Source organism: Bacillus sp. LLTC93 (assembly GCF_002993125.1).
GTDB classification, from domain to species: Bacteria; Bacillota; Bacilli; order Bacillales; family Bacillaceae; genus Bacillus; species Bacillus zhangzhouensis.
This window is the reverse complement of the sequence record NZ_PVME01000001.1, coordinates 37937-58600: the sequence shown is the minus strand read 5'-3', so window position 1 is coordinate 58600 and position 20664 is coordinate 37937. Positions and strand designations below refer to the sequence as shown.

General features: G+C 41.8%; 18 protein-coding genes. 4 read left to right on the top strand and 14 right to left on the bottom strand.

The genetic code is table 11. The features are described 5' to 3' along the window. Positions 1-75 precede the first annotated feature (75 nt). The 4 genes from C6W18_RS00320 to C6W18_RS00305 form a co-directional block, all read right to left on the bottom strand. Complete coding sequence (locus tag C6W18_RS00320) at positions 76-3219, bottom strand: bifunctional cytochrome P450/NADPH--P450 reductase (protein ID WP_105925270.1); 3144 nt, start codon at positions 3217-3219, stop codon at positions 76-78. A gap of 20 nt (positions 3220-3239) precedes the next feature. Then, positions 3240-3785, bottom strand: coding sequence for a TetR/AcrR family transcriptional regulator (locus C6W18_RS00315; RefSeq protein WP_105926351.1), 546 nt, complete (start codon positions 3783-3785; stop codon positions 3240-3242). Between the two features lie 258 nt (positions 3786-4043). Next, positions 4044-4754, bottom strand: coding sequence for a DUF421 domain-containing protein (locus C6W18_RS00310; protein ID WP_105925268.1), 711 nt, complete (start codon positions 4752-4754; stop codon positions 4044-4046). Positions 4755-4817: 63 nt separating this feature from the next. Then, positions 4818-7034 (bottom strand): RNA ligase, encoded by a 2217-nt coding sequence (locus C6W18_RS00305; RefSeq protein ID WP_105925266.1) that lies wholly within the window; start codon positions 7032-7034, stop codon positions 4818-4820. Positions 7035-7144: 110 nt separating this feature from the next. On the opposite strand from C6W18_RS00305, the gene C6W18_RS00300 reads away from it, so the two are divergent. Beyond that, positions 7145-7336, top strand: a complete 192-nt coding sequence (locus C6W18_RS00300; protein WP_105925258.1) for a hypothetical protein — start codon at positions 7145-7147, stop codon at positions 7334-7336. An 11-nt stretch (positions 7337-7347) separates the two neighbouring features. On the opposite strand, the gene C6W18_RS00295 is transcribed toward C6W18_RS00300, so the two are convergent. The 7 genes from C6W18_RS00295 to C6W18_RS00265 all read right to left on the bottom strand — a co-directional run bounded on the left by C6W18_RS00295 (position 7348) and on the right by C6W18_RS00265 (position 13400). After that, positions 7348-8256 carry a DMT family transporter gene (locus C6W18_RS00295; RefSeq protein WP_105925256.1) on the bottom strand — a complete coding sequence of 303 codons (909 nt, stop codon included), beginning with the start codon at positions 8254-8256 and terminating at the stop codon, positions 7348-7350. Positions 8257-8403: 147 nt separating this feature from the next. After that, a complete protein-coding gene (locus C6W18_RS00290; RefSeq protein ID WP_034323788.1) occupies positions 8404-9126 on the bottom strand; it encodes a LutC/YkgG family protein in 723 nt (240 codons plus the stop codon). After that, positions 9126-10547, bottom strand: coding sequence for a LutB/LldF family L-lactate oxidation iron-sulfur protein (locus C6W18_RS00285; protein WP_105925254.1), 1422 nt, complete (start codon positions 10545-10547; stop codon positions 9126-9128). The genes C6W18_RS00290 and C6W18_RS00285 overlap by 1 nt, the downstream gene beginning before the upstream one ends. A 21-nt stretch (positions 10548-10568) precedes the next feature. Continuing rightward, positions 10569-11285, bottom strand: a complete 717-nt coding sequence (locus tag C6W18_RS00280; protein ID WP_105926349.1) for a (Fe-S)-binding protein — start codon at positions 11283-11285, stop codon at positions 10569-10571. A gap of 189 nt (positions 11286-11474) precedes the next feature. Further along, positions 11475-12326, bottom strand: a complete 852-nt coding sequence (locus C6W18_RS00275) for an SDR family oxidoreductase (RefSeq protein ID WP_105925252.1) — start codon at positions 12324-12326, stop codon at positions 11475-11477. A 138-nt stretch (positions 12327-12464) separates the two neighbouring features. Then, complete coding sequence (locus C6W18_RS00270; RefSeq protein WP_105925250.1) at positions 12465-12878, bottom strand: Rrf2 family transcriptional regulator; 414 nt, start codon at positions 12876-12878, stop codon at positions 12465-12467. A 48-nt stretch (positions 12879-12926) separates the two neighbouring features. Next, complete coding sequence (locus tag C6W18_RS00265; RefSeq protein ID WP_051691163.1) at positions 12927-13400, bottom strand: VOC family protein; 474 nt, start codon at positions 13398-13400, stop codon at positions 12927-12929. 159 nt (positions 13401-13559) lie between these two features. On the opposite strand from C6W18_RS00265, the gene C6W18_RS00260 reads away from it, so the two are divergent. Continuing rightward, positions 13560-14003: a DUF2188 domain-containing protein gene (locus C6W18_RS00260; RefSeq protein ID WP_105925248.1), complete on the top strand. Its 444-nt coding sequence runs from the start codon at positions 13560-13562 to the stop codon at positions 14001-14003. A gap of 23 nt (positions 14004-14026) precedes the next feature. On the opposite strand, the gene ku is transcribed toward C6W18_RS00260, so the two are convergent. Then, on the bottom strand, positions 14027-14875 hold the full coding sequence (gene ku, locus C6W18_RS00255; RefSeq protein ID WP_105925246.1) for a non-homologous end joining protein Ku: 849 nt from the start codon (positions 14873-14875) through the stop codon (positions 14027-14029). A gap of 115 nt (positions 14876-14990) precedes the next feature. Here ku and C6W18_RS00250 point away from each other — a divergent pair, with 115 nt between their 5' ends. Continuing rightward, a complete protein-coding gene (locus tag C6W18_RS00250) occupies positions 14991-16856 on the top strand; it encodes a DNA ligase D (protein WP_105925244.1) in 1866 nt (621 codons plus the stop codon). Between the two features lie 34 nt (positions 16857-16890). Further along, positions 16891-17586 (top strand): YoaK family protein, encoded by a 696-nt coding sequence (locus C6W18_RS00245; protein ID WP_105925241.1) that lies wholly within the window; start codon positions 16891-16893, stop codon positions 17584-17586. Between the two features lie 715 nt (positions 17587-18301). On the opposite strand, the gene C6W18_RS00235 is transcribed toward C6W18_RS00245, so the two are convergent. Continuing rightward, positions 18302-19414, bottom strand: coding sequence for a response regulator aspartate phosphatase (locus tag C6W18_RS00235; protein ID WP_105925239.1), 1113 nt, complete (start codon positions 19412-19414; stop codon positions 18302-18304). 258 nt (positions 19415-19672) lie between these two features. Then, on the bottom strand, positions 19673-20656 hold the full coding sequence (locus C6W18_RS20405; RefSeq protein WP_105925238.1) for a BclA C-terminal domain-containing protein: 984 nt from the start codon (positions 20654-20656) through the stop codon (positions 19673-19675). Between the last annotated feature and the right edge of the window lie 8 nt (positions 20657-20664).

Sequence of the window (20664 nt, the reverse complement as noted above, 5' to 3'; positions counted from 1 at the left end):
TTCCAACTTTCATTCTATCTATCTCTCTCTATGTAAACTGAAAAAAACCGCCAAATTGGCGGTTTTCGCTGTTTGTTAGCTCCATACATCTTTTACATATCTATTGTCATTCGAAATTGATGTCAGCCAATTTTCAGCTGTTTCTTTCGAGCACTGTTTCACGGCTTGATACAGATCGACAAGTGTAGCCTCTACGTCTGGTGCCATGACTTTTCCATCCCCGCAAATATACAAATATGCACCTTGATCAAGTAATTCAATAAGCATGTCGCCATCCTCTTTCATCAAGTGCTGAACATACACTTTTTGCTCATCATAACGAGAATAAGCCCTGTGGATGGTGACAACTCCTTTTTGTGCTGCCAGCTGCATTTCATCAAAATACAGATCATCTTCATGAGGGTGACGGCAGCCAAAGTAAAGATGGGCTTCACCAAGTTGTTTTCCTTCATTCTGCCACACTTCTCTTGCCTGAACAAACCCTCTAAATGGGGCAATTCCTGTTCCTGGTCCGATCATGATCATCGGTACTTCAGGTGAAGGCGGCAGCTGGAATCCTGCCTGCGCTTCATGCAGGAAGCAGGCCACTTCTTGTCCTTCTTGCAGACCACATAAATAGTTTGATGCGACCCCGGCGTATTCTCCGCGGCCACTCCACGCTTCGCCTTTCACAACTGCTACTGTGATACTGACCCTCTCTTCATCTACCTTTGGTGAGCTAGAAATTGAGTAATAACGCGGCTTCAAACCTGGTAAAAGCGCCAAAAAGTGTACAAAGGGCAGCTCACATGCTTCATATTGATCTAATAAATCCAGCATGGTTACTCGCTTCTTTAATATGGTTTCTTGATAGGAATCACCAGCCATTTGTTCAAGCTCTATGCGGTGAGGCGGACATACTGTATATTTTGCGAGCTCTCTTAGCTGCGTACGTGTCGCAGGCTCTTGAAGCTCAACATGTGACGCAAGTAGTTCCCTGATTTGAACCGGCTGATCTAATGGTAAATGACTTGCCTCTTTTTCAGAAGAAAGCTTAATGTGCTGCTGAGGATCTAGTTTAAAGCGATTGGTCACCCGCTGAACGAGTGCATCACTATTTTTCGGTACAATCCCGATATGATCCCCTTCTTTGTATTGTTTCCCTTCAGGCAATTTCAGCTCAATATGCCTTGTTTGCCGCGGGCTTTTTTCAGATTGCAATTCTGTATTTTTCAATACAACAGCTGAAAAGGCACCATATGTTTTCGCCACAGGACGTTCCACTAGCTCATTCGTATAAGCAACTGATAAATCTGGCTTTTCCTGATTTTTCTCTTGGAAAGTGATATGAAATTCTTTTGCAAGCTCTTCGAAAACAGTCTTCTGGAATATTTCTTTATCTTCATCCATGTCACCGCCTGCATCGCCTTCGCCTAAATTAGCAACACGCTTCGCTCCTTTTCTTTCAAGTGCCTCATCAATGAGACGCGGAATACGCTGATACGTACTCGCCCAATTTCGATCTCCACATCCAAAAACTGCAAATGTCACGTTTGATAAATCCTGCTCCTCATCCTGCGTCACCCAATCCACAAATTGTTTCGCATGGTCAGGCGCATGTCCGTTGTATGAAGCCGTCACGATCAATACAGCGCCTGAATCTGGTAATTGGCGTGTATAGTCATCAAGTGGTGCAGTGGTCACGTCAAACCCTTTCGCTTTTCCGTCTTCAGCAAATTCGTTGGCCATTTGCTGCGCTGTGCCAAGATTTGATCCATACAAAACAAGCAGAGGTGTACCGTGACTGGCCACTTTTGACTCATTAGATGCAGTGCTTTTTTTCGCTTCCTCTTTCGGAGGTGCCATAAAGAATTGCTGCTTCCTTGACCGCACTTTGATTTTAAAATCGTTTGGCTTAATTGTGAGAGATTCTTTTAAATTAAGCTCATATGCTGTGTGATCAATTAATTCTAGATTGTGCAGAACCATCGCGAGAACCATCGTGGCTTCATGCAGGGCAAATTGCATCCCGATACATGCACGCTGTCCATTCCCAAAAGGCTTGTAGGCATGCTGCGGGATCTTCTCAGGATGCGTAAACCGCTCTGGTTTAAATTCTTCAGCATCATCGCCCCATACCGCTTGATCACGGTGTAATTTAGGGAGCAGAACAGAGACACTTTGATTCTTTTGAATTGGATATATCCCTCCGATTACTGTGTCCTCTTTCGCATAAAGAGAGAACGTAGGCGCTGTTGGCCAGAGGCGAAGGGCTTCATTTAACACCATACGAGTGTAGCTTAGCTTTTGGACCTGTTTATATGTCGGCAATCCGCCTTGCAGCACCTCATCTGCTTCTTGGACGGCTTTCTTTAATTTCTCTGGATTCTTTAGTAAGAAATAAATCGCAAAGGATAGCAGTCCACTTGTTGTTTCGTGCCCTGCAATTAAGAAAGTGATGATTTGATAACGAATATTTTCATCGGATAAACGTTCACCTGTTTCAGGATCCGTTGCATGCAGCATGAGGGATAGTAAATCATTGCCCGCTTTATCTTGTTTTTTCCGTTCCTTAATAATGTCATCTACTAATTGCTTCATAAAATCGACATTTTCGTCAAATTCTTTTCTTCTTTTGATCATTAGTTTATCTGCGACCGGCAATCTGCTCGCTTGTTCCATCGCTTCGGTTAATCCATTCAGCATGCTTTCAATGAATGGGTGCTGATTTTCCTTATAAAAGCTGTTAAACCGAAAATCAAAGCCGCAAAGTCCGATCGTATCTAAAGTCAGCTTTGTCATATCCTCAGCTACTTCAATTTCTTCATCGCGGCCTGTTCTTTGCCATTTTTGCACGAGCTGTGTGGCAATATCGAGCATCATCTCATGATAACCCTTCATGGCCTGCTGGCTAAATGCAGGCATCAAAATTTGATGAGCCTTTCTCCAGTTCGGTTCTTCTGTCCAGCTTGTAAATAGTCCATCCCCTGAAAATGCTCTTACTTTATTGAGACTGCTCCCAATAAATTTATCAAAACGGCTCTCATCAAATACTTCTTGGACAAGTTCATGGCTGGAAACAAAAATACTTGTTGCTTTTGAAAATTCAAATTGAAAGATCGGTCCTAATTCATCTGCCAGCCGCCAAAAGGTTTGAGAAAGCTCCCCCTTTTTTATATGGGGAATATTTTTAAAAGGTCCGTATGTTTTCGGTTTTGGAATGATTGATGTTTGTTGCATGTTCCCACTCCCTTTATTCATTATGATGCAACGCTAATGGCACGCCATAAACATTGTTCGATTTCCTCTAAAAATTCAATCGTTGGCTCTATTTCTTCTGCAAGGATCTGTTTATGCAGCTGTACAAAAGCGCCAAATACAATCGATAAAATGGTTCTACCAGAGAGATTTGGGTGAATCCCATCCTTCTTCCCTTCTTCAAAGATGAGAAATAGTTCATTTAATAAATGCTGCATCTTCTCTTTGCTCGTCTCATCTAAGTAATGCGACCGTTTATCAATTTCTAAAAAATAAAGACCGCTTGGATTCTCCTTTGTAAACAAAACCAAGCAATAAAATACATGCTTGAAGTAAGCCCTAATACTTACCTTTGGATCTGGACTGTTTTTGTTCATTTTTTCGATAAATGCAGTAAGGCTGCGCTGGTACAAAATATTGACGAGTGCTTCTTTGCTATCGAAATACCGATAAATGGTTCCTGCTCCGACATTGGCTCTTTTTGAAATCATCGGCATCGTGGTGCCATCAAAGCCTCGTTCAATAAATAAGTCAAGTGAAGCCTTCATGATCTGCTCTTGTTTATCAGTAACTACTGGCACTTTATCCCCTCCTCTCGCTTTAGGAATGAACGTTCATTCCGCATAGGGTATATTATATTAATATTTTAATTTCTTCTATTTATACTTAAACATACTTATTTTACTCCGTCATCACATTTTCTGAAAATAATAATAATTGAGAAATGATACCTAGTCATATGGCATCCAAAGGACTTATAAACATTGGCAGGTTTGTGACATGCGGGTGTCCTCAGCACTACACTTTCATTCCTGATCAATTGGAGAATGAATGTGATCATTATATGTATCAATATATAAGCTTCCATTACTTGCACGTACGGCGTATACAATGTCCTTTAACGAAAGCTGCCTTTTTTGAAGCTCTTCATGGACCCATTGCTCTGTTAATTGATTTTCAAGAATGTTTTTCAAAATGAGCTTTCCATCCATGATGAGCTCAATAGGCATGTAACGCTCTGCCTTCATTAACAAATTAAGATCCTTTCGCGTTACATTTTCAAATGAAGGATATCTTTTCACTGACATATGTCCATCTGTTTCAATCATCGCAAATTCAACCTCACTGATATCAAACACGTCTTTTTCTCTAAGCTGCTGGTTTAAATAATCAAGTGTATATCTCATCCCCTTCATATTCTCTTCAAGAATTTTGCCATTTTGTATGACAAGTGTTGGTTTACCGGCCATAAATCCTCTCACCTTCCTGCTTCTTAAAGCAAGCAAGGAAATCACATAAATAATCATGACAAGTGATACAAACGATATCGTCGTGTGATGAAGTGGGAGCGTTGTATTAAACGCCAGATTCGCTGCAATTGAACCTAAGCTGATGGCCGCAATAAAATCAAAAATATTCATTTGCGCAATGGTTTGCTTTCCAAGAAGACGTGCCCCGCCAAATAAAATAGCAAAAGCAAATAATGTCCGAAGAATCACTTCAATATGATCAGGCATATAAGCGTCCACCTTTCAATCCATGAAAAAAAGCCTTTTCTTTAGAAAAGACTCTTTTTTAGACTATGCATTTATTCCGTCATTATTCAATAGGGCAGCATCGCTTTGCTCAAATTGTGATCGCAGCTCAATAATTGAGCTATTTCTCACATTTTTAGGATCTTGCTCAAGTAGCCACGTATAAAATCTGGCTTGCTCTGCTGTTTGCAAAGCCTGCATATATTTTTGCGCAGAACGTTTGTCTGCAACGCGCTGCTTAATCGCACGCATCTGCTTCCAGAATTGATAATAAGGAAGCTTGAGCTTGGTCATAAAGCCTCTGTTATCCTCTATGACATATCCTTCTTCTTTAATTGAGTCATCATGAGAGACTGCCTGATACCATTTATAAAAAGACGTCCAATCTTGAAACGCAGCCACTTCCTGCTTGCATGACATTCCAAGCTGTTCACTTAATCTTTTTACTTCAGCGAATGGCGCTTTTTCATAGCTCAGCTGCCGCTTCACAATATCAAGTAAAATAAGTTGATCTTGATCATATGTGATAATATGTGGATCTTTCTCTGGCAAAATGACTTCAAACACAAGAGATACATTATTGTCACGTACGTATGATTTGATGTAGTCGACCTGCACATCGTTAAAGGTTGCATAAAATAGCTCTTCGACCCAGGAAGCATGCGGATTCTGCTTTACATGTGATGTATACGATTTGGACGTAAACACCAATTCATCCTCCATTTCGTTATACCCAACGGTTCCTAAGTATCCATTTGCTTTATCATATACAGTGACAGGGAATTGAAGGTGATTCACTAAATGCTGCATTCTTGTCTCAGGACGCTCATCAATGTTAAAAAATTTATTATAGCTTCTAGACACAATCTGCTTTGAAGCCATATTGACAAACAAACCTCTTGCCTTCACATTCACGTCGTCCCATTGCCGTTCACTAAAAGCCTTTTTTGTAAAATTAAAAGATGAAATGTGGTGCGGAAGCTTTAATTCCTGTACATATTCATGCTGATCTAAATGAGCTAAAAAATCATCCAGCGAAATATCTGGTTGAACAGAGACCGATTGTTTTTTCTCAGAGGCTCTATATACAGGATTGTCAATTTCATGTGTCTCAATCCCGTCAGCTGTAATTTTCAACACCCGCAGCTGTCCGCCAAATTCAACCTGACCTTCGAGGTTATAAGACCTATCTGCTGCTTGAATAGGCAGCCTGTATAAATTGCGATGCCCGTGAATTTGAATGATATCTAATCCAGCTGTGTTTTGAACGAATAAGTGGTCTATGTCATCTGAATATTCCCCTACTCCGTGAATGAGCTGCTGGGTCGAAACATGCAGAAGCTCTTCTGGTAAATGAGCAAGCCCGCCATGGGTGACAAGATATGTCTGGCCATGGTACGTAAAATAGGTAAGCTGATGAAATGTTCTGACAAACTTTCTTACTTCTTTTAAATCAAAGTCTGCTGCTTCGATTTCAGGCGCAGTAAGACGGTTAAACATGTTACTTCTTACTTTTTCGCCATGTGCAAACCGGTATAAATGCTGATCATGATTGCCTTCGATCACGATGACATTCCGGCATTCTCTATGTGCGAGCATCCATTCTAAAACTTCTTTGTTTTCTATTCCTCTATCAAGCAAATCACCTGCAAAGATGTAAAGTTCGTTTTCTTTAATGTCCCCTTGCAAATAGGTGTTAAGGACTGTATGACAACCGTGAATATCACCGAAGACATGAATGGCCTCATATTGATCAAAGGATCGAGGCTGATAGGACATCACGTGCGGATATTCCTCTGGCTGCAAAACGGTCACCCATGACGGTACCTTTTCTGTTTTTAACCGTTCGTTCATTTGGTACAAAACAGACTCCCTTACAACTTTGTGCGGTTCTCGAGAGCGATTTTGCAGGAGGGCTGTTTCAAGTGGCACTTGCGTGAAATCAACGACATACACCCTGTAACGATACGTAGTAGCTAACGACTTATATTGAGAAATCGACTTGCTTGTGACATGTGTCGCATCAATCACAGTAAAGTCTCCGCGTTCCATTCGAGCTGTGAGTAAATCAAATAATAAAGACCAGACTTTATGATCATGCTTGCTCGTAATTTCAGGTTTCCCATTGACTGATAGCTGCGGCGGCTGGGTCAACAAACGGATCTGATCGGCTGATAAAGTATATGGCTCTAAGCCTTGCTCTTTGATCCATGTTGATTTACCTACACCTGGGAGACCTCGTAAAAGGACTAAAGTTCTCATATTGGTTCTCCTTTAATGAGTGATATTTTACCTATTATAGATAAATTATGGATAAATCTCAATCTTTTATTGATTATGGTAATATATAGATAGAGAAGGAGGTTTTACACATGTCTAATGGAGAGAATGTTGCATTCAACATTGGAGATATCGTATTTCAAGTATTTTCTCTTCTATTCATCGCATTTATCGTAACAAGCATTGTCATCGCATTTCGAATGATTAGAAAGAAACGAATGGAATTAAAGAAAGTCGAGGCTAGATTAAACCAAGTCATTGAAAAGAATCATTTAAAAGAGTAAAAATCCGGAGATTAACCGGATTTTTTTGTTTTCATCACGATCCCTTTACGCTGCTGCATCAAAAAGAAAAAGACACCTAAAAGGACAAGTAGACCGCCTAACATTTGAAACAGTGTGATTTTCTCTCCAAGCAGCCAGACAGCAAGTATCGTTGCTCCAACGGGTTCACCGAGAATACTCATTGAAATGGTTGTCGCATTGACATAGGTTAATAGCCAATTGTTAATGACATGTGACATGGTGGGAATAATGGCGAGCAATAAAAAGATTCCCCATTCTTTTCCCGGGTAGCCTGTGAAAGGCGTGTGCTGAAGCAGGTTAAAAAGAATTAAAAAAAGGCCGGCAAAACCAAATACACAAAAACTATAAATCCAATGAGATATTTTTCTCACAGCCTGTTGACCTATTAATAAATAACAAACAACTGCGATCACACTTAAAAAGGATAAAATATCTCCTACAATTGCCTCCTGGCTATGACCTATATCTCCCCACCCAATCATCAGTGCACCAACAATCGCCGCACACATCGTGAATATAGCAGACATCGTTGTTCGTTCACGGAAAATGAGAAATCCGCCTAACAAGGATACCATCGGCTGAAGGGCGATGATAATCGTAGAGCTTGCCACTGTGGTCAGCTTCAGTGAGCCAAACCACAACACAAAATGAAGTCCTAAAAAAAAGCCTGACATACATAAGAAAAACCAGTCTCTACGTTTAATTGAGAGAAACTCTTTTTTACGCGGCAGGATAAATGGAAGCATCAAAACCGCCGCAAAGATCATTCGATACATACTTAAAATAGCAGCAGGAGCACTTGACCATTTCACAATAATTGCAGAAAATGAAATGGCAATAATTGAAATCACAAGCGGTACTGCGATTGACTTCTTTGGAGCAGTTGTATTTATTTCCATAAGCAGCTTCCTTTACATCAGCAATAGATGAGCTTCTCATCTTGTATGTCGTCATCTTACTATGTCCATTCACCTAGAGGCAAGATGATTTTTTAAAATTTGTGAAAGCTGTTTTCATATAAAAAAAGGCTCTCATCACGACAGCCCTCATTCATCATCTATTAATACATAAACAGCCCGAACCGGACCATGAACGCCAACCACTAAATTCATTTCAATATCGGCAGAATTACTCGGGCCTGATATGAAATGAATGGCTCCTTTCGCCCGCTCTCCCTCCTCTACCAAGCGATTGAGAGCCGAGACGGCCTGAATCATCCGCGGAACAATTGAGCTTTTTTCTATACACACGATATACATCATCGGTAAAAAATGAAGCGCTCTTCCTTGACCTTGATGAGATGAAAGAACAACTGTGCCAGATTCAGCAAGTGTGTAATCACTGAACACAACTGCATATTTCGCTTGTTCTGCCTGCCTTATATTTTCATCTCTTGATGCATCTGCATTCCAGCTAGTGACTGAGATTCCTTCTTTTTGCAAGCAATCAAACATAGGATCGAATCCATATTGTTCAAAACGTCTATCGCGCGAGGTCATCACGGGACCCTCTCCATACTCTGTCATTAATAATCGTAGTGCAGAAGGCGCTTTCTCAGGTGTTGTTTCGACCACTCTTGTGTGGATCTGTTGACATTGCTTTTTCAATTGCTCCACCAGTTCCTCTTTAGACAGAAGTCCGTTTGTTTCCCACTGTACTTGATACTTCCCTACCGGACGCTGAATAGATGTAGATGGAGAGGAGGCTTTGCCTAATTGCTGCTGGATATGAGCTAAAAACGAATCTCGATGAGAAATGGTTCCCTTCATCACAACTCCTCCTTTTGTTTCTTTTTAAACCAATCCCGAAATCTTTCTTTACTAGGAGCTGGCAGGTCTCGAACATCTGTCCAATTCTTTAAAGGACCCATTCCTTTAGAAATCCGTCCGTTTGAAGCCATATGATTCATCAAAACAGGTGCTACTTTTGTTCCAAATTGATACATCCCGGGAGTCGATGCCCCCATTCCGAACATTTTCATCGCCATCATTTCAGCTTTAGGCGCTCTCCCCTCTTTTTCAACAATGACTTGTCTATGTTTAATTAATAGCTCATGAAGTGGAATCTTCACTGGACAAGCATCGGTACATGCTGCGCACAGACTTGACGCAAAGGGAAGTTCTTGGTAGTCATCGTAGCCGCCCAGAAGTGGTGAGAGAACAGCACCAATCGGCCCCGGATAAATCGATCCGTACGAATGTCCGCCAACATGCCGGTAAACCGGGCACACATTGATACACGCAGCGCACCGGATACATTGCAGAACAGGCTGAAAGGCTGTACCTAATATATTTGACCTCCCGTTATCAACAATGACCAAATGAAATTCTTCTGGCCCATCAACCTCTTCTTCTCCTTTTGGCCCCACGATAGAAATATAACTTGTTAATTTTTGACCGACTGCGCTTCTGCACAAAAGACCAACAAGGACATCCAGCTCCTCCATCGTTGGAACAAGCCGCTCCATCCCCATGACGGCTATATGCGTCTTTGGTATGGCCGTGACAAGATCCGCATTCCCTTCATTTGTCACAAGACAAATGGAACCTGTGTTGGCCACAGCAAAATTACAGCCGGTCACGCCTATATCTGCTTCGAGGAATTTTTCTCGTAATATTGCTCTCACAAAGCTCGTCATATCTTCAGGGGTCTCTGACATGTCATATCCGAGTTTTTCGTGAAACACGTCCCGTATTTGTTCTTTCGTCATATGAAGAGCTGGTGCCACGATATGTGAAGGCGGTTCATGATCATCTACTTGCAGAATATATTCGCCAAGATCACTTTCAATCACCTCACAGCCGATCTCTTCAAGCGCTTGATTCATTTCAATTTCTTCTGTGACCATTGATTTTGATTTGACGATCTTTTTGGCCGCTTTTTTTTGTGCCACATCTTGAATATACGCTGATGCCTCTTCCTTTGTTTTCGCAAAAAAGACATGACCTCCGCGCGCACTCACGCTTTCGCTTAATTGATATAAGTAGTCATCAAGGTGCGTCAGCGTATGCTGTCTGATTTCCTCGCCAAGTTCACGCCACTTTTCCCAATTGCCAAGCTCTTCGCTTGCAGTCATCCGTCTTTGATACAGGCGCTCCTGTGCCGAGGAAACAGCTCCTCTCATGACAGCGTCTTCTAAGCCTTCCCCGACTCGCTCTTTAAAAGCTTTCTCTCCAATTTTCATACTCATGTGCCGTTCCCCCTCTTCGCGTCAGCGGCTATTTAATACTTCTGCGATATGCATCACCTGGATTGGTTTTTCAAGGCGGTTCAATCTTCCACCAATATTCAGCAGGCATCCGCAGTCAGCACCAATGATATATTCAGCGCCTGTTTCCTCTATGCTTTGTACTTTTTCGTCGACCATCTGCTCTGATATGGGAGCCATTTTTACTGAAAAGGTTCCTCCAAATCCGCAGCAATTTTCTGCGCGGGGTAATGGTTTCATCGTCAAATCTTTGACATTTGACAACAGTGTGAAAGGCGCTTCCTTAATTCTTAGCAGTCTCGTCATATGGCAGGATGTGTGATAGGTTGCTTCTCCTTTCAGACTCGCACCTACATCTGTTACGTGTAATATATCAACAATAAACTCTGTTAATTCATATGTTTTCGCAGCAAGTGCCTCAGCCCGAGCTGACCACTCTGGATCTTCTTTCAAAAGATGAGGATATTCTAAAAACATCGCTTTACAAGAACCTGATGGTGTCACAACATATTCAGCTGATTCAAAGGCCTTGATCATGTTTTTCGCAGCTTTGATTGTTTCTTTTATATAGCCGCTGTTAAAGGCTGGCTGTCCGCAGCACACTTGCGCTTCTGGAAATTCCACTTCAACACCGAGCCTTTCTAGCACTTCGACTGTCGCCTTTCCTACATTTGGCTGCATTGTGTCAATTAAACAGGTAACGAATAAACTGACTTTCATCGGCGAACTTCCCTTCTTTCGCTTCACTTTCATCATCATTCTGGTCATCTGATGACTAAATATTAGACCTTGATTTCATTTTAATCCCAAATTTCTGAAATTTCAACGAAGTGATTTGTCTAAATTTGTACATATTGCTCGTGTGGTTGAATAAAAAAAACACCCTTTTTATAGGGCGTTTTTTGATGTTTATTTTGAAATCAATTCATGAATTCCTTCTTCGATAGGTGTTAAAGGTCGGCCTAATAATGTTTCGAAATCACTGCTTTCGACCGCTAAGGCACCATCACGAATTCCACTTTGAATGGCTTTGACAAATGGAACAGCTTCTTTTGGTACACCATTTGAAGCTAAAAATTCTCCAAATGTGTCTACATCTATTTGCTCTACTTTCATCTCTTTTCCGCTCACCTTACTGACAATTTGTGCAAGTTCAGTGTGCGTCCGAAGCGGTCCTGACAGTTCATATATTTCCTTGTCATGTGCCGGAAGTGTTAGCGCAATTGCTGCGGCTTCAGCGTAGTCATTTCTTGTCGCCCAGCCAACTTTCCCTTCACCAATAGGGCTTAAAAATGGTGCGCCGCTAACTGACGCCAGAATCGTGTCTTTTTCGTTTTCTATATACCAATTGTTTCTTAAAAACACATGAGGGATGCCAGAGGCCAAAATAGCCTCTTCTGTTTTTGCATGGTCATGTGCAAGGACTAGCTGACTCTCTCTTGCATTGACAACACTTGTATAAGCGATAAATGCCACATTTGCTGCTTTGGCCGCTTGGATGGCAGCTGTATGCTGCTGCACGCGGTCTCCATCCGCAGTCGAAATGATCAAAAGACGGTCAATCCCTTGAAACGCTGATGAAAGGGTATCTGGCTGAGTAAAGTCTCCATGACGTACATCTACCCCAGCTTCCTTTAAATGCACTGCTTTTTGCGGATCTCGAACACTGACCGCAATTTGTTCAGCTGGTACTTTTGTCAGTAAATGCTTGACGACGAGCGATCCTAGTTGTCCTGTTGCACCTGTTACTAATAATTTCATGTGTTTGACCTCCTCATTTTTCATTCGACGATGATGTTTTATGAATGGAATTGCTTTAGGTACACATCCGTTCATTTGTTATAATCATATCGGTTACAACAAATGGTGTAAAAAAGCTCAAGTACAGCCTGAGCTTTTTTATTCCACGTCTGTCAATAATTGCTTAATCGTCACTTGTTTTAGATGATTCTCAAGTGCAGTCTGTGCTTCTTTTAGTTCATGCCGCAGTCTCGTATCCATCACTTGACCGATCGGACATGCGATGACTGGTTGATGGAAGTTAAATAACTCTTCATCCGCGCTTACATCCACAGCATGGTACACATCTAACAGCGTGATGTCCTCTGCCGGTCTTTTTAAATAAGCACCGCCTACTCCGCGGCGAATCTCAATGAGATCCGCTCGTTTGAGCATTGCCATCATTTTTCGAACAATGACAGGATTTGAATTCACACTCTCTGCTATAAAATCACCTGTACACTCTTTTGGAACACCTGCAATAAATGACAAAATATGAACAGCGATCGAATACCTGCTGCTAATTTGCTTCACAATCTTTCACCACCGTTGTAATCAATATAGTTACAATGAGTGATTTTGTCAATCAATAAACGGATTTTTCTTTCTATCCCAATCTTCATATGTCATCATGTCATGATGTTCTGCTGCATCGATTTCTAGCGGTGCAATACATTCAAGCAGATTCCCATCTGGGTCAAGAAAGTAAATCGCTGCATGAAATTGCGGTGGATTATCAAGAACTAAAGGCTGCTGCTCTTCCGAAAAACCAAACATCGGATGAATGGTGATCCCTTTTTCTATCAGCCAGGCTTTGATCTGTTCGATGCTAGATGTTTTAATTTGGAAGGCGACATGTCGCGTCGCTGGATGATATGGAATAGTGGACATATCAGCCTTCCATAAGCCAAGCCAGCTCTTTCCTTTCTCAATCCATAAAAATGCCACTCTTTCATTTTCATGAGCAAGCGTTAATTCCAATTTTTCAAAAAAAGAAATGGATACCTTCAAATCACTCACAGGTAAATGTGCTTCATACAAGCCTTTCATCATCATTCAAATCACTCCTTTACTACCTTCTATTTTGCAGGAGTTGACGTGAAAATGCCTCAGCAAAAAGGTGTATTCCATCCCTTCCTTTGGTTTGAGATTCTTGTATGTTTGATCAATTGCATATGGGGGAAGGTGTTCAACTAAAAGAAAGGAGCGTTCAATATGCCTTGGACAATGGAAGATTATCCTGCTTCATTTCAATCGTTAGATAAAGTCATCCGAAAAAAAGCGCTTGAGATTGCGGGCAAAATGATACAGGAAGGCTATGAAGATAATAGAGCCATCCCAATCGCAATCAATCAAGCGAAAGAGTGGAAAAAGAACGCTACGGAGAAAGAAATAGAGGATTTTTCATCTAATGGTTCTGTCACTCCATCTAAAAAAAGCAGTTCTTCAAGGCCAGAGCTCATGGATCATGCGCAGCATGTCGTCAAACACAAAGATGGCTGGGCGGTTCAAACAGAAAAAGCGAAACGTGCGAGCGCGGTCAAAGAAACGAAACAAGAAGCAATTGACCGGGCAAAAGAGATTTCATCAAAAAAAGGAACGCCCACTGTCATTCACCGAAAAGACGGGACGATTCAGGACGTGGTCAAGCCAAAATAAGACCGCTCGCTGGCGGTCTTATTTTATGCATTCTTTTCTTTTTTCGCTGGTGCTTTTCTTTTCTTAGGAGCTGCTTTTTTCGTTTTTGCTGGTTTTGATCGATCGATAGAAGCCTGTAGAGCTGCCATCAGATCGGTCACATTGGAAGACGGATCCTTTTTGCCTGTCGTTTCTGGCTGTACTGTATGTTCTCCAGATATTTTATCCCCAATTAAATTCATCAGCTGTTCTCTGTATTCATCCTGATAGGCGGCTGGGTCGAATGTTGTGGTCAGCTGCTCGATTAAAAGGAGCGCTGTATCTAACTCCTTCTTCACGATATTTTCCTCTTGCGGGATATTTGGTACGTCTGTTACTTGTCTAATCTCGTCAGGGAAATGAATGGTTTCCATCAGCAAGATATGTTCATAGCACCTGACGATTGCTAATTGCTCCTTCGAGCGGATCATAATCTTAGCCACGCCAATTTTCCCCGATTCCTCCAAGGCTTTTCTGAGTAATGAATAAGCCTTCGCACCGCCGGTATCTGGTGATAAAAAATAACTTCTTTCATAATAGATCGGATCAATTTCTTCTATCTTCACAAAATCAATAATTTCGACGGCTTTTTCTTCATTTTCTTTTCGCAGCCTTTCCAGCTCTTCATCGTCCAATTCAATAAATTTATTTTTAGCATATTCGTATGCTTTCACTATTTGTTCTGGAGCTATCTCTTCCCCGCAATTGGCACAAACCTTTTTGTAGTTAATGGGCGTATGGCATTCTTTATGCAGCTGTCTTAATTTAATATCTTTGTTCTCTGTAGCGGTAAATAACTTGACTGGAATATTGACCAATCCGAAGCTAATGCCGCCCTTCCAAACTGTATGCATCGTAACGCCTCCGTTCTTTTCTCCTTACTATGTAATGTTTTCATCAGACTTATGTATGTTTATGAAAATTTCATCCCAATCTAAGAACACATGATGTAAGGAAGTGAATAGCCCAATGAAACCTATGCGATTAACGTCTGCACATGATGTTCCTGCCGGTGCAGACTGGCTGTATGAATTAAAATATGATGGCTTTCGGACCATTCTTTTGTGGGAAGAAGACGAGATTCATTTAGAGAGCAGGGCCGGAAAACGGTTAAACGAACAATTTCCAGAGGTGATTGATCAGTGTATACAATTAAAGGACCGATTTGCACCTTTTTTACCACTGACGCTTGACGGAGAATTGGTCTTTTTACTGAGTGAACAGCAAAGCGATTTTGCGAAGGTTCAGCAAAGAGGCAGGCTGAAAAACAAAGAAACCATTCGCTTGCAGGCTGAGCGATTTCCATGTCATTTGATTGCGTTTGATCTATTGAGATGCAAAGGGAAATCCCTTGTTGATTTCCCGCTGATGGAAAGAAAAGACTGGTTACAGAAAGTGTTTGAAGAGGTAAAACTTCCATCATCCGTTCAGCTTGATCACCCTTCCCTTCTTCAAATCATCCATACAGATCGAAGCTCTGAGTATATGAAAGAGCTGATGACGACGTATTTAGCGGAAGGACTAGTTGCTAAAAAAAAGACGAGTAAATGGCAGAATAATACCCGCTCTAAAGAATGGCTGAAAATCAAAAACTGGCGGCATGTATCTGTCATTGTGACCCGTTTTGATAAAGACAATGGCTATTTCCAAGGCTGTATTTATCAAGATACGGTTCTTATAGAGGTTGTCCAATTCAAGCATGGTTTTTCTAAAGAAGAAGAACAAACCCTGCGCGCGTTATTTCAAACCAAAGGCCATTTGACAGGCGGATCAGAATATGAAATCCCGCCATCTATTGTCGCAAATATTGCGTGTATATCCTTTGATGGGTCAGCGTTAAGAGAGCCTCGGTTTTCTTCATTCTTACTAGATACTGATCCTGCAGTGTGTACATTTCAGCAAATGCTCAAGCAGCTGTATCCGCTTCCTGCCGTCATTGACGTCACTCACCCTGAGAAACCAATTGTGCCGGCCCTACATCTCAACAAGGCAGATTACTTACTTTATTTGAGACAAGTAGCTCCCTATCTATTGCCCTTTTTACGTGAAAGACGTCTCACTTTAATTCGTTTCCCTCATGGCACTGGAGGCGAATGTTTTTATCAAAAGGCGACGCCTGATTATGCGCCTGATTTTGTTGTGACAGATCAAGTTGAAGATATTCCTTACACGATCTGTAATGATCCTAACACGCTACTTTGGCTCGGTAACCAGCTGGCGATGGAATTTCATATTCCTTTTGAAACAAGAGATACCGATCGACCGGCAGAAATCGTCTTTGATTTAGACCCGCCATCTGTCAAAGAATTTCACCTAGCCATAGAAGCAGCCAAGCGAATCAAAACGCTTTTAGATGGACTCTTTCTCACAGCTTTTATCAAAACAAGCGGTGGAAAAGGACTCCAAGTTTATATTCCATTAAAGAAAAACGCCTTCACATACGATGAAACGAGACAATTCACAGCTTTTATATGCCGATTTTTATGTGAACAAGCACCTGACCTCTTTACTCTGGAACGTTTAAAGAAAAATCGCGGCAATCGTTTATATTTGGATTACCTTCAGCATGATGCTGGAAAAACAATCATCGCCCCATATTCCCCAAGAGGAAACGAGCTTGGACTCGTTGCGACACCGCTTGAATGGGACGAATTGAATCTCGGCGAACTTCATCCTTCTCTGTTTACCATGTCGGCTGTCATTGAGCGGCTAAAGGAAAAAGGCGATCCGTTTCGCCGCATAAGGCACTTTGTGAATGATGATGCTTTTAGACAAGTCTTACATCAGCTTCAAGACATTTTACCAGCTCATAAGATGGACTTTCGCGGTCATTAAGCGTTACACTTATTTATTAGAGAGTAAGAAAGGGATGACCATTTTGACCGCACATTCATTTCGACACATAGCACTGATCTTCTTATGTCTTTCCGCAGGAATTGTGGATGTGATTGGCTATTTGAGCCTAGGACATGTGTTTACAGCAAATATGACGGGTAATATTGTGCTGCTTGGCATTGCAGCAGGAAGTTCATTGCAGTTAACAGCCCTTCATTCCATCATTGCACTGAGTGGGTTCGTTCTAGGAGTTTTACTTGCCGTTGTGATGGGCGGGAAGCATGAAAAAACGTTTTGGCCAAAAGCCGTTACACGTATCTTTATTATTGAAGTGATGATCTTGCTTCTATTTGCTCTTATGATCATTTTGCCTTATACACAGGGTGCTTATTTTCTGCTGATTATTCTTTTAAGTATGGCCATGGGCATGCAGACGACGGCCGCACGAAAATTAAATGTTGCTGGCATTTCAACAACTGTTTTAACGAGCACACTCGCTAACCTGTTTGAAGATTTGGCTCAGCGCTTATCACACAGCGAAAAAAGAAAAGCCCCTATTCAGCATGTGAGCTTGATGCGAATCGGTTCTATTGTCTTTTACTGCCTAGGTGCCGCTTTAGCTGCATACACTGATGCTTACGATCCGTTTATCATCATTTGGCTGCCTATCTGCATCCTTGGGGTCATTGTGATTACTGCTACATTCAAACACTTTCACCAATTGAAATAGCCAATCTCTAGATGGCTATTTCAATCATTGTGTTGAATCACTAATAACCTCTCACATAAAAACCAGGAGGACGCCCCATGATGAACGTGGAGCCATACGGATATCCAGAAAATGTCCCAAATCCACCATATCCAGGGAAACCCCCTAAGCCAGAGAACACACCAGGGCTCACATAATATCCGCCAAAGCCAATATGGGGGCCCACTGCCCCTCCGCTAAAACCGCCTCCGTGAAAGCCTCCATATACTCGTGGATACATACAATCACCTACCTTCTAGATACACTTCATCTCATCATATGCATGACAAATGGAGCGGTGTTCACACTTTTTCTTTCAATTCTATGTACAATAGACCAATCTGATAAAATTTGAATGAAAAGTCCTGCAAAAAATTAAATTAAGCAAAGAAAGGTGACCTTTTTAACTTGTTGCTCTGCCCTATGTTTATTTAGAATAATGGGGCAGGTAACAAATTTGCACACCCCCTTTGTTGCGAATTCTTCTTATTAAACGCTCTTGCAGCGTTTAATAAGAAGAGCCTATTTAAACAAAAAACCCTTGCTGATGATCATCAACAAGGGCGAGATATGGATTAGTGATTAACCACCAATGATTTTTTCTGCTACTTCGAATGAACCCGCAACGTTTTGAGTTAGAACAGACGCAGCGATAGCTAAACCCACAACGAATAATACTTTTAATCCTGTTTTCATCTTAAATCAACCCCATTCTTTTCATATGTAAATCCGCTTCTAAACTTTTGTTCAAGTAAAAAACAGACTTCTCAAAAAGTGCTTGCTTTTCACAATATTTTGCCGCAAAATGTGAAAGCTCTTTTACTTCATGATATTCATTCTTCTCTTCTAACTTTCTTAATTTCTCATCAATTTGCTGAAATCTTTGTGGCGCATTCGTTAAGTAAAGATCATGTACGATGCCTATTTTGAGCTGAAACACTTCATGAGAAGCATCTTTTATTTTGGCATATGCAGCCTCTATATATTGGCTTGCACGCTGCTTTTCACCAATCACACAGAGTTCCCGGCTGATCAGATACGTAGAATGGAAAAAGAAATCTGAATCATAATACTCTTGATGGGACAGCGCTTTTTCAAGATGACGTATTGATTCTTTCGGTTTGTTCCAAAATGAATATAAAATAGCCACATTGTGGTGATGCTGAGCCAGCATAAAGTCATCCTGCTCGTTCGTCAAAACTTCTTCCGCCAGACGATAATTCTCAAGTGCCTCTTCGTACCGGCCGATCTCTGTTAGATTTGCTGCAACGAGAGAGTATGAAAGTGCCGCTCTTCTTTCATAATGCTTGTGACGTTTATAGACATGGAGGGCTCTGCGAATATAGCTTAATGAGAGCATAATATGACTAAGACGATAGTAAAGCCAAGCCACCTTAAAATCAAAATCAGCTCGTTCTATCTCACTTGGAATTTTATCTAAGAGCTTTTCAGCACTTTGATACATTTGCAATGCTACCTCATAATTTCCTTGGTGCTGCTCATACACACCCTCATAAAAATCGAAATAATAGGCAAGGCGATGAGACAGATCATCATCTTTTTTTCCATAATGACCTTCTATACTTTTCGTTGATACATTCCCCTTTTGCCCTCTCAAATTGTACATGAGAATGTGATGCCTCTTCTCAAGAAGAGAATAATACATGAGGATATCAGCATCGTCAATTTCCTCTACTGCTTGTTTCGCTTTAGCAAATAATCGTTCTGCCTCATCTGCATGATCTTTTTTGATTTCCATGTTCCAGTCATTTAATAGTGATGCCAATTCCGCAACAGGAACTTTGCTCATTCTACACCCCCAATCACCTTCAGCTACATGACATGATTTCACTAAATATGGAACTTCTATTAGCAATTGCTAATTAGTCCATTTGACATCATTTTAATATGAATCACTTGAATCTTCAATAACCGTTTCCTTTGAAAATGCGTTTCTTTCTCCTTTTCAATGCTGTTTGTGTGAAAATTCCGCCCTTTTTTCTGCAAAAAGGCAAAGGATCATCTCGTTATGAAATGAAAAAAAGCCCTTGTTGGGCTTTTTTTGTACTTATTCCAAACGTATGATGGTTAATGCCGCTCCAACCGATCCTCCGCCAAGTAAGACAACTGTTGCGATCAATCCAAATATTTGGAGAGAAATTTGGTTACCTGCTGCAAGTGTTGTGATGAGAGATACGTTGTAGCTAGACGCAGATAAAGCGGGTGTTAAAATAGATCCTGCTATTGGTGTCCCGTTGTTAATCACCCTCGTTCCAGCAAGCAGTGCTGCACTTGTATTGACTTGATACGTAATGAAATAACGACCTGAAACAGGCACAGTAAAGACCGTATTTCCACCACTTGCTGTAAATCCATCTAAACTTTGATTATTAGGCAAGGAAACAGCTGTTCCACCTAATACAACTAGTACTGTACTTCCTGACGTATTGGACGCATACATCGCATTAGCGGTTAAACTTGTACCGGTTGGACCCGTTTCACCAGTTACTCCAGTCGGACCGGTTGGGCCCGTGTTTCCCGTTGCGCCGGTTGAGCCAGTTGAGCCTGCGATTCCCGTTGCACCAGTCGGACCGGTCGGGCCTGTGATTCCTGTTGCGCCGGTCGCACCAGTCGAACCCGTGTTTCCCGTTGCACCGGTCGAGCCTGTGATTCCTGTTGGACCAGTTGAACCCGTGTTTCCTGTTGCTCCGGTCGGACCAGTTGAACCCGTGTTTCCTGTTGCTCCGGTCGGACCAGTTGAACCCGTGTTTCCCGTTACACCAGTAAAGCCTGTTGAGCCCGTTATTCCTGTTACGCCAGTCGGGCCGGTTGGGCCTGTGTTTCCCGTTGCGCCGGTCGAACCAGTCGAACCCGTGTTTCCTGTTGAACCGGTCGAACCACTTGGGCCCGTGTTTCCTGTTGCGCCGGTCGAACCAGTCGAACCCGTGTTTCCCGTTGCACCAGTCGGACCGGTCGGGCCAGTGACTCCCGTTACACCAGTCAGACCAGTCGGGCCTGTTATTCCTCCACACATATTAAGTTGGGCGCACATGCCTCTCA

What these genes read in the sequence shown, in the direction of transcription:
- C6W18_RS00320 (WP_105925270.1), bottom strand. Translation starts at nt 3,219, where the DNA reads ATGCAACAAACATCAATCATTCCAAAACCGAAAACATACGGACCTTTT.
- C6W18_RS00315 (WP_105926351.1), bottom strand. Translation starts at nt 3,785, where the DNA reads ATGAAGGCTTCACTTGACTTATTTATTGAACGAGGCTTTGATGGCACC.
- C6W18_RS00310 (WP_105925268.1), bottom strand. Translation starts at nt 4,754, where the DNA reads ATGCCTGATCATATTGAAGTGATTCTTCGGACATTATTTGCTTTTGCT.
- C6W18_RS00305 (WP_105925266.1), bottom strand. Translation starts at nt 7,034, where the DNA reads ATGAGAACTTTAGTCCTTTTACGAGGTCTCCCAGGTGTAGGTAAATCA.
- C6W18_RS00300 (WP_105925258.1), top strand. Translation starts at nt 7,145, where the DNA reads ATGTCTAATGGAGAGAATGTTGCATTCAACATTGGAGATATCGTATTT.
- C6W18_RS00295 (WP_105925256.1), bottom strand. Translation starts at nt 8,256, where the DNA reads ATGGAAATAAATACAACTGCTCCAAAGAAGTCAATCGCAGTACCGCTT.
- C6W18_RS00290 (WP_034323788.1), bottom strand. Translation starts at nt 9,126, where the DNA reads ATGAAGGGAACCATTTCTCATCGAGATTCGTTTTTAGCTCATATCCAG.
- C6W18_RS00285 (WP_105925254.1), bottom strand. Translation starts at nt 10,547, where the DNA reads ATGAGTATGAAAATTGGAGAGAAAGCTTTTAAAGAGCGAGTCGGGGAA.
- C6W18_RS00280 (WP_105926349.1), bottom strand. Translation starts at nt 11,285, where the DNA reads ATGAAAGTCAGTTTATTCGTTACCTGTTTAATTGACACAATGCAGCCA.
- C6W18_RS00275 (WP_105925252.1), bottom strand. Translation starts at nt 12,326, where the DNA reads ATGAAATTATTAGTAACAGGTGCAACAGGACAACTAGGATCGCTCGTC.
- C6W18_RS00265 (WP_051691163.1), bottom strand. Translation starts at nt 13,400, where the DNA reads ATGATGATGAAAGGCTTGTATGAAGCACATTTACCTGTGAGTGATTTG.
- C6W18_RS00260 (WP_105925248.1), top strand. Translation starts at nt 13,560, where the DNA reads ATGCCTTGGACAATGGAAGATTATCCTGCTTCATTTCAATCGTTAGAT.
- ku (WP_105925246.1), bottom strand. Translation starts at nt 14,875, where the DNA reads ATGCATACAGTTTGGAAGGGCGGCATTAGCTTCGGATTGGTCAATATT.
- C6W18_RS00250 (WP_105925244.1), top strand. Translation starts at nt 14,991, where the DNA reads ATGAAACCTATGCGATTAACGTCTGCACATGATGTTCCTGCCGGTGCA.
- C6W18_RS00245 (WP_105925241.1), top strand. Translation starts at nt 16,891, where the DNA reads ATGACCATTTTGACCGCACATTCATTTCGACACATAGCACTGATCTTC.
- C6W18_RS00235 (WP_105925239.1), bottom strand. Translation starts at nt 19,414, where the DNA reads ATGAGCAAAGTTCCTGTTGCGGAATTGGCATCACTATTAAATGACTGG.
- C6W18_RS20405 (WP_105925238.1), bottom strand. Translation starts at nt 20,656, where the DNA reads ATGTGCGCCCAACTTAATATGTGTGGAGGAATAACAGGCCCGACTGGT.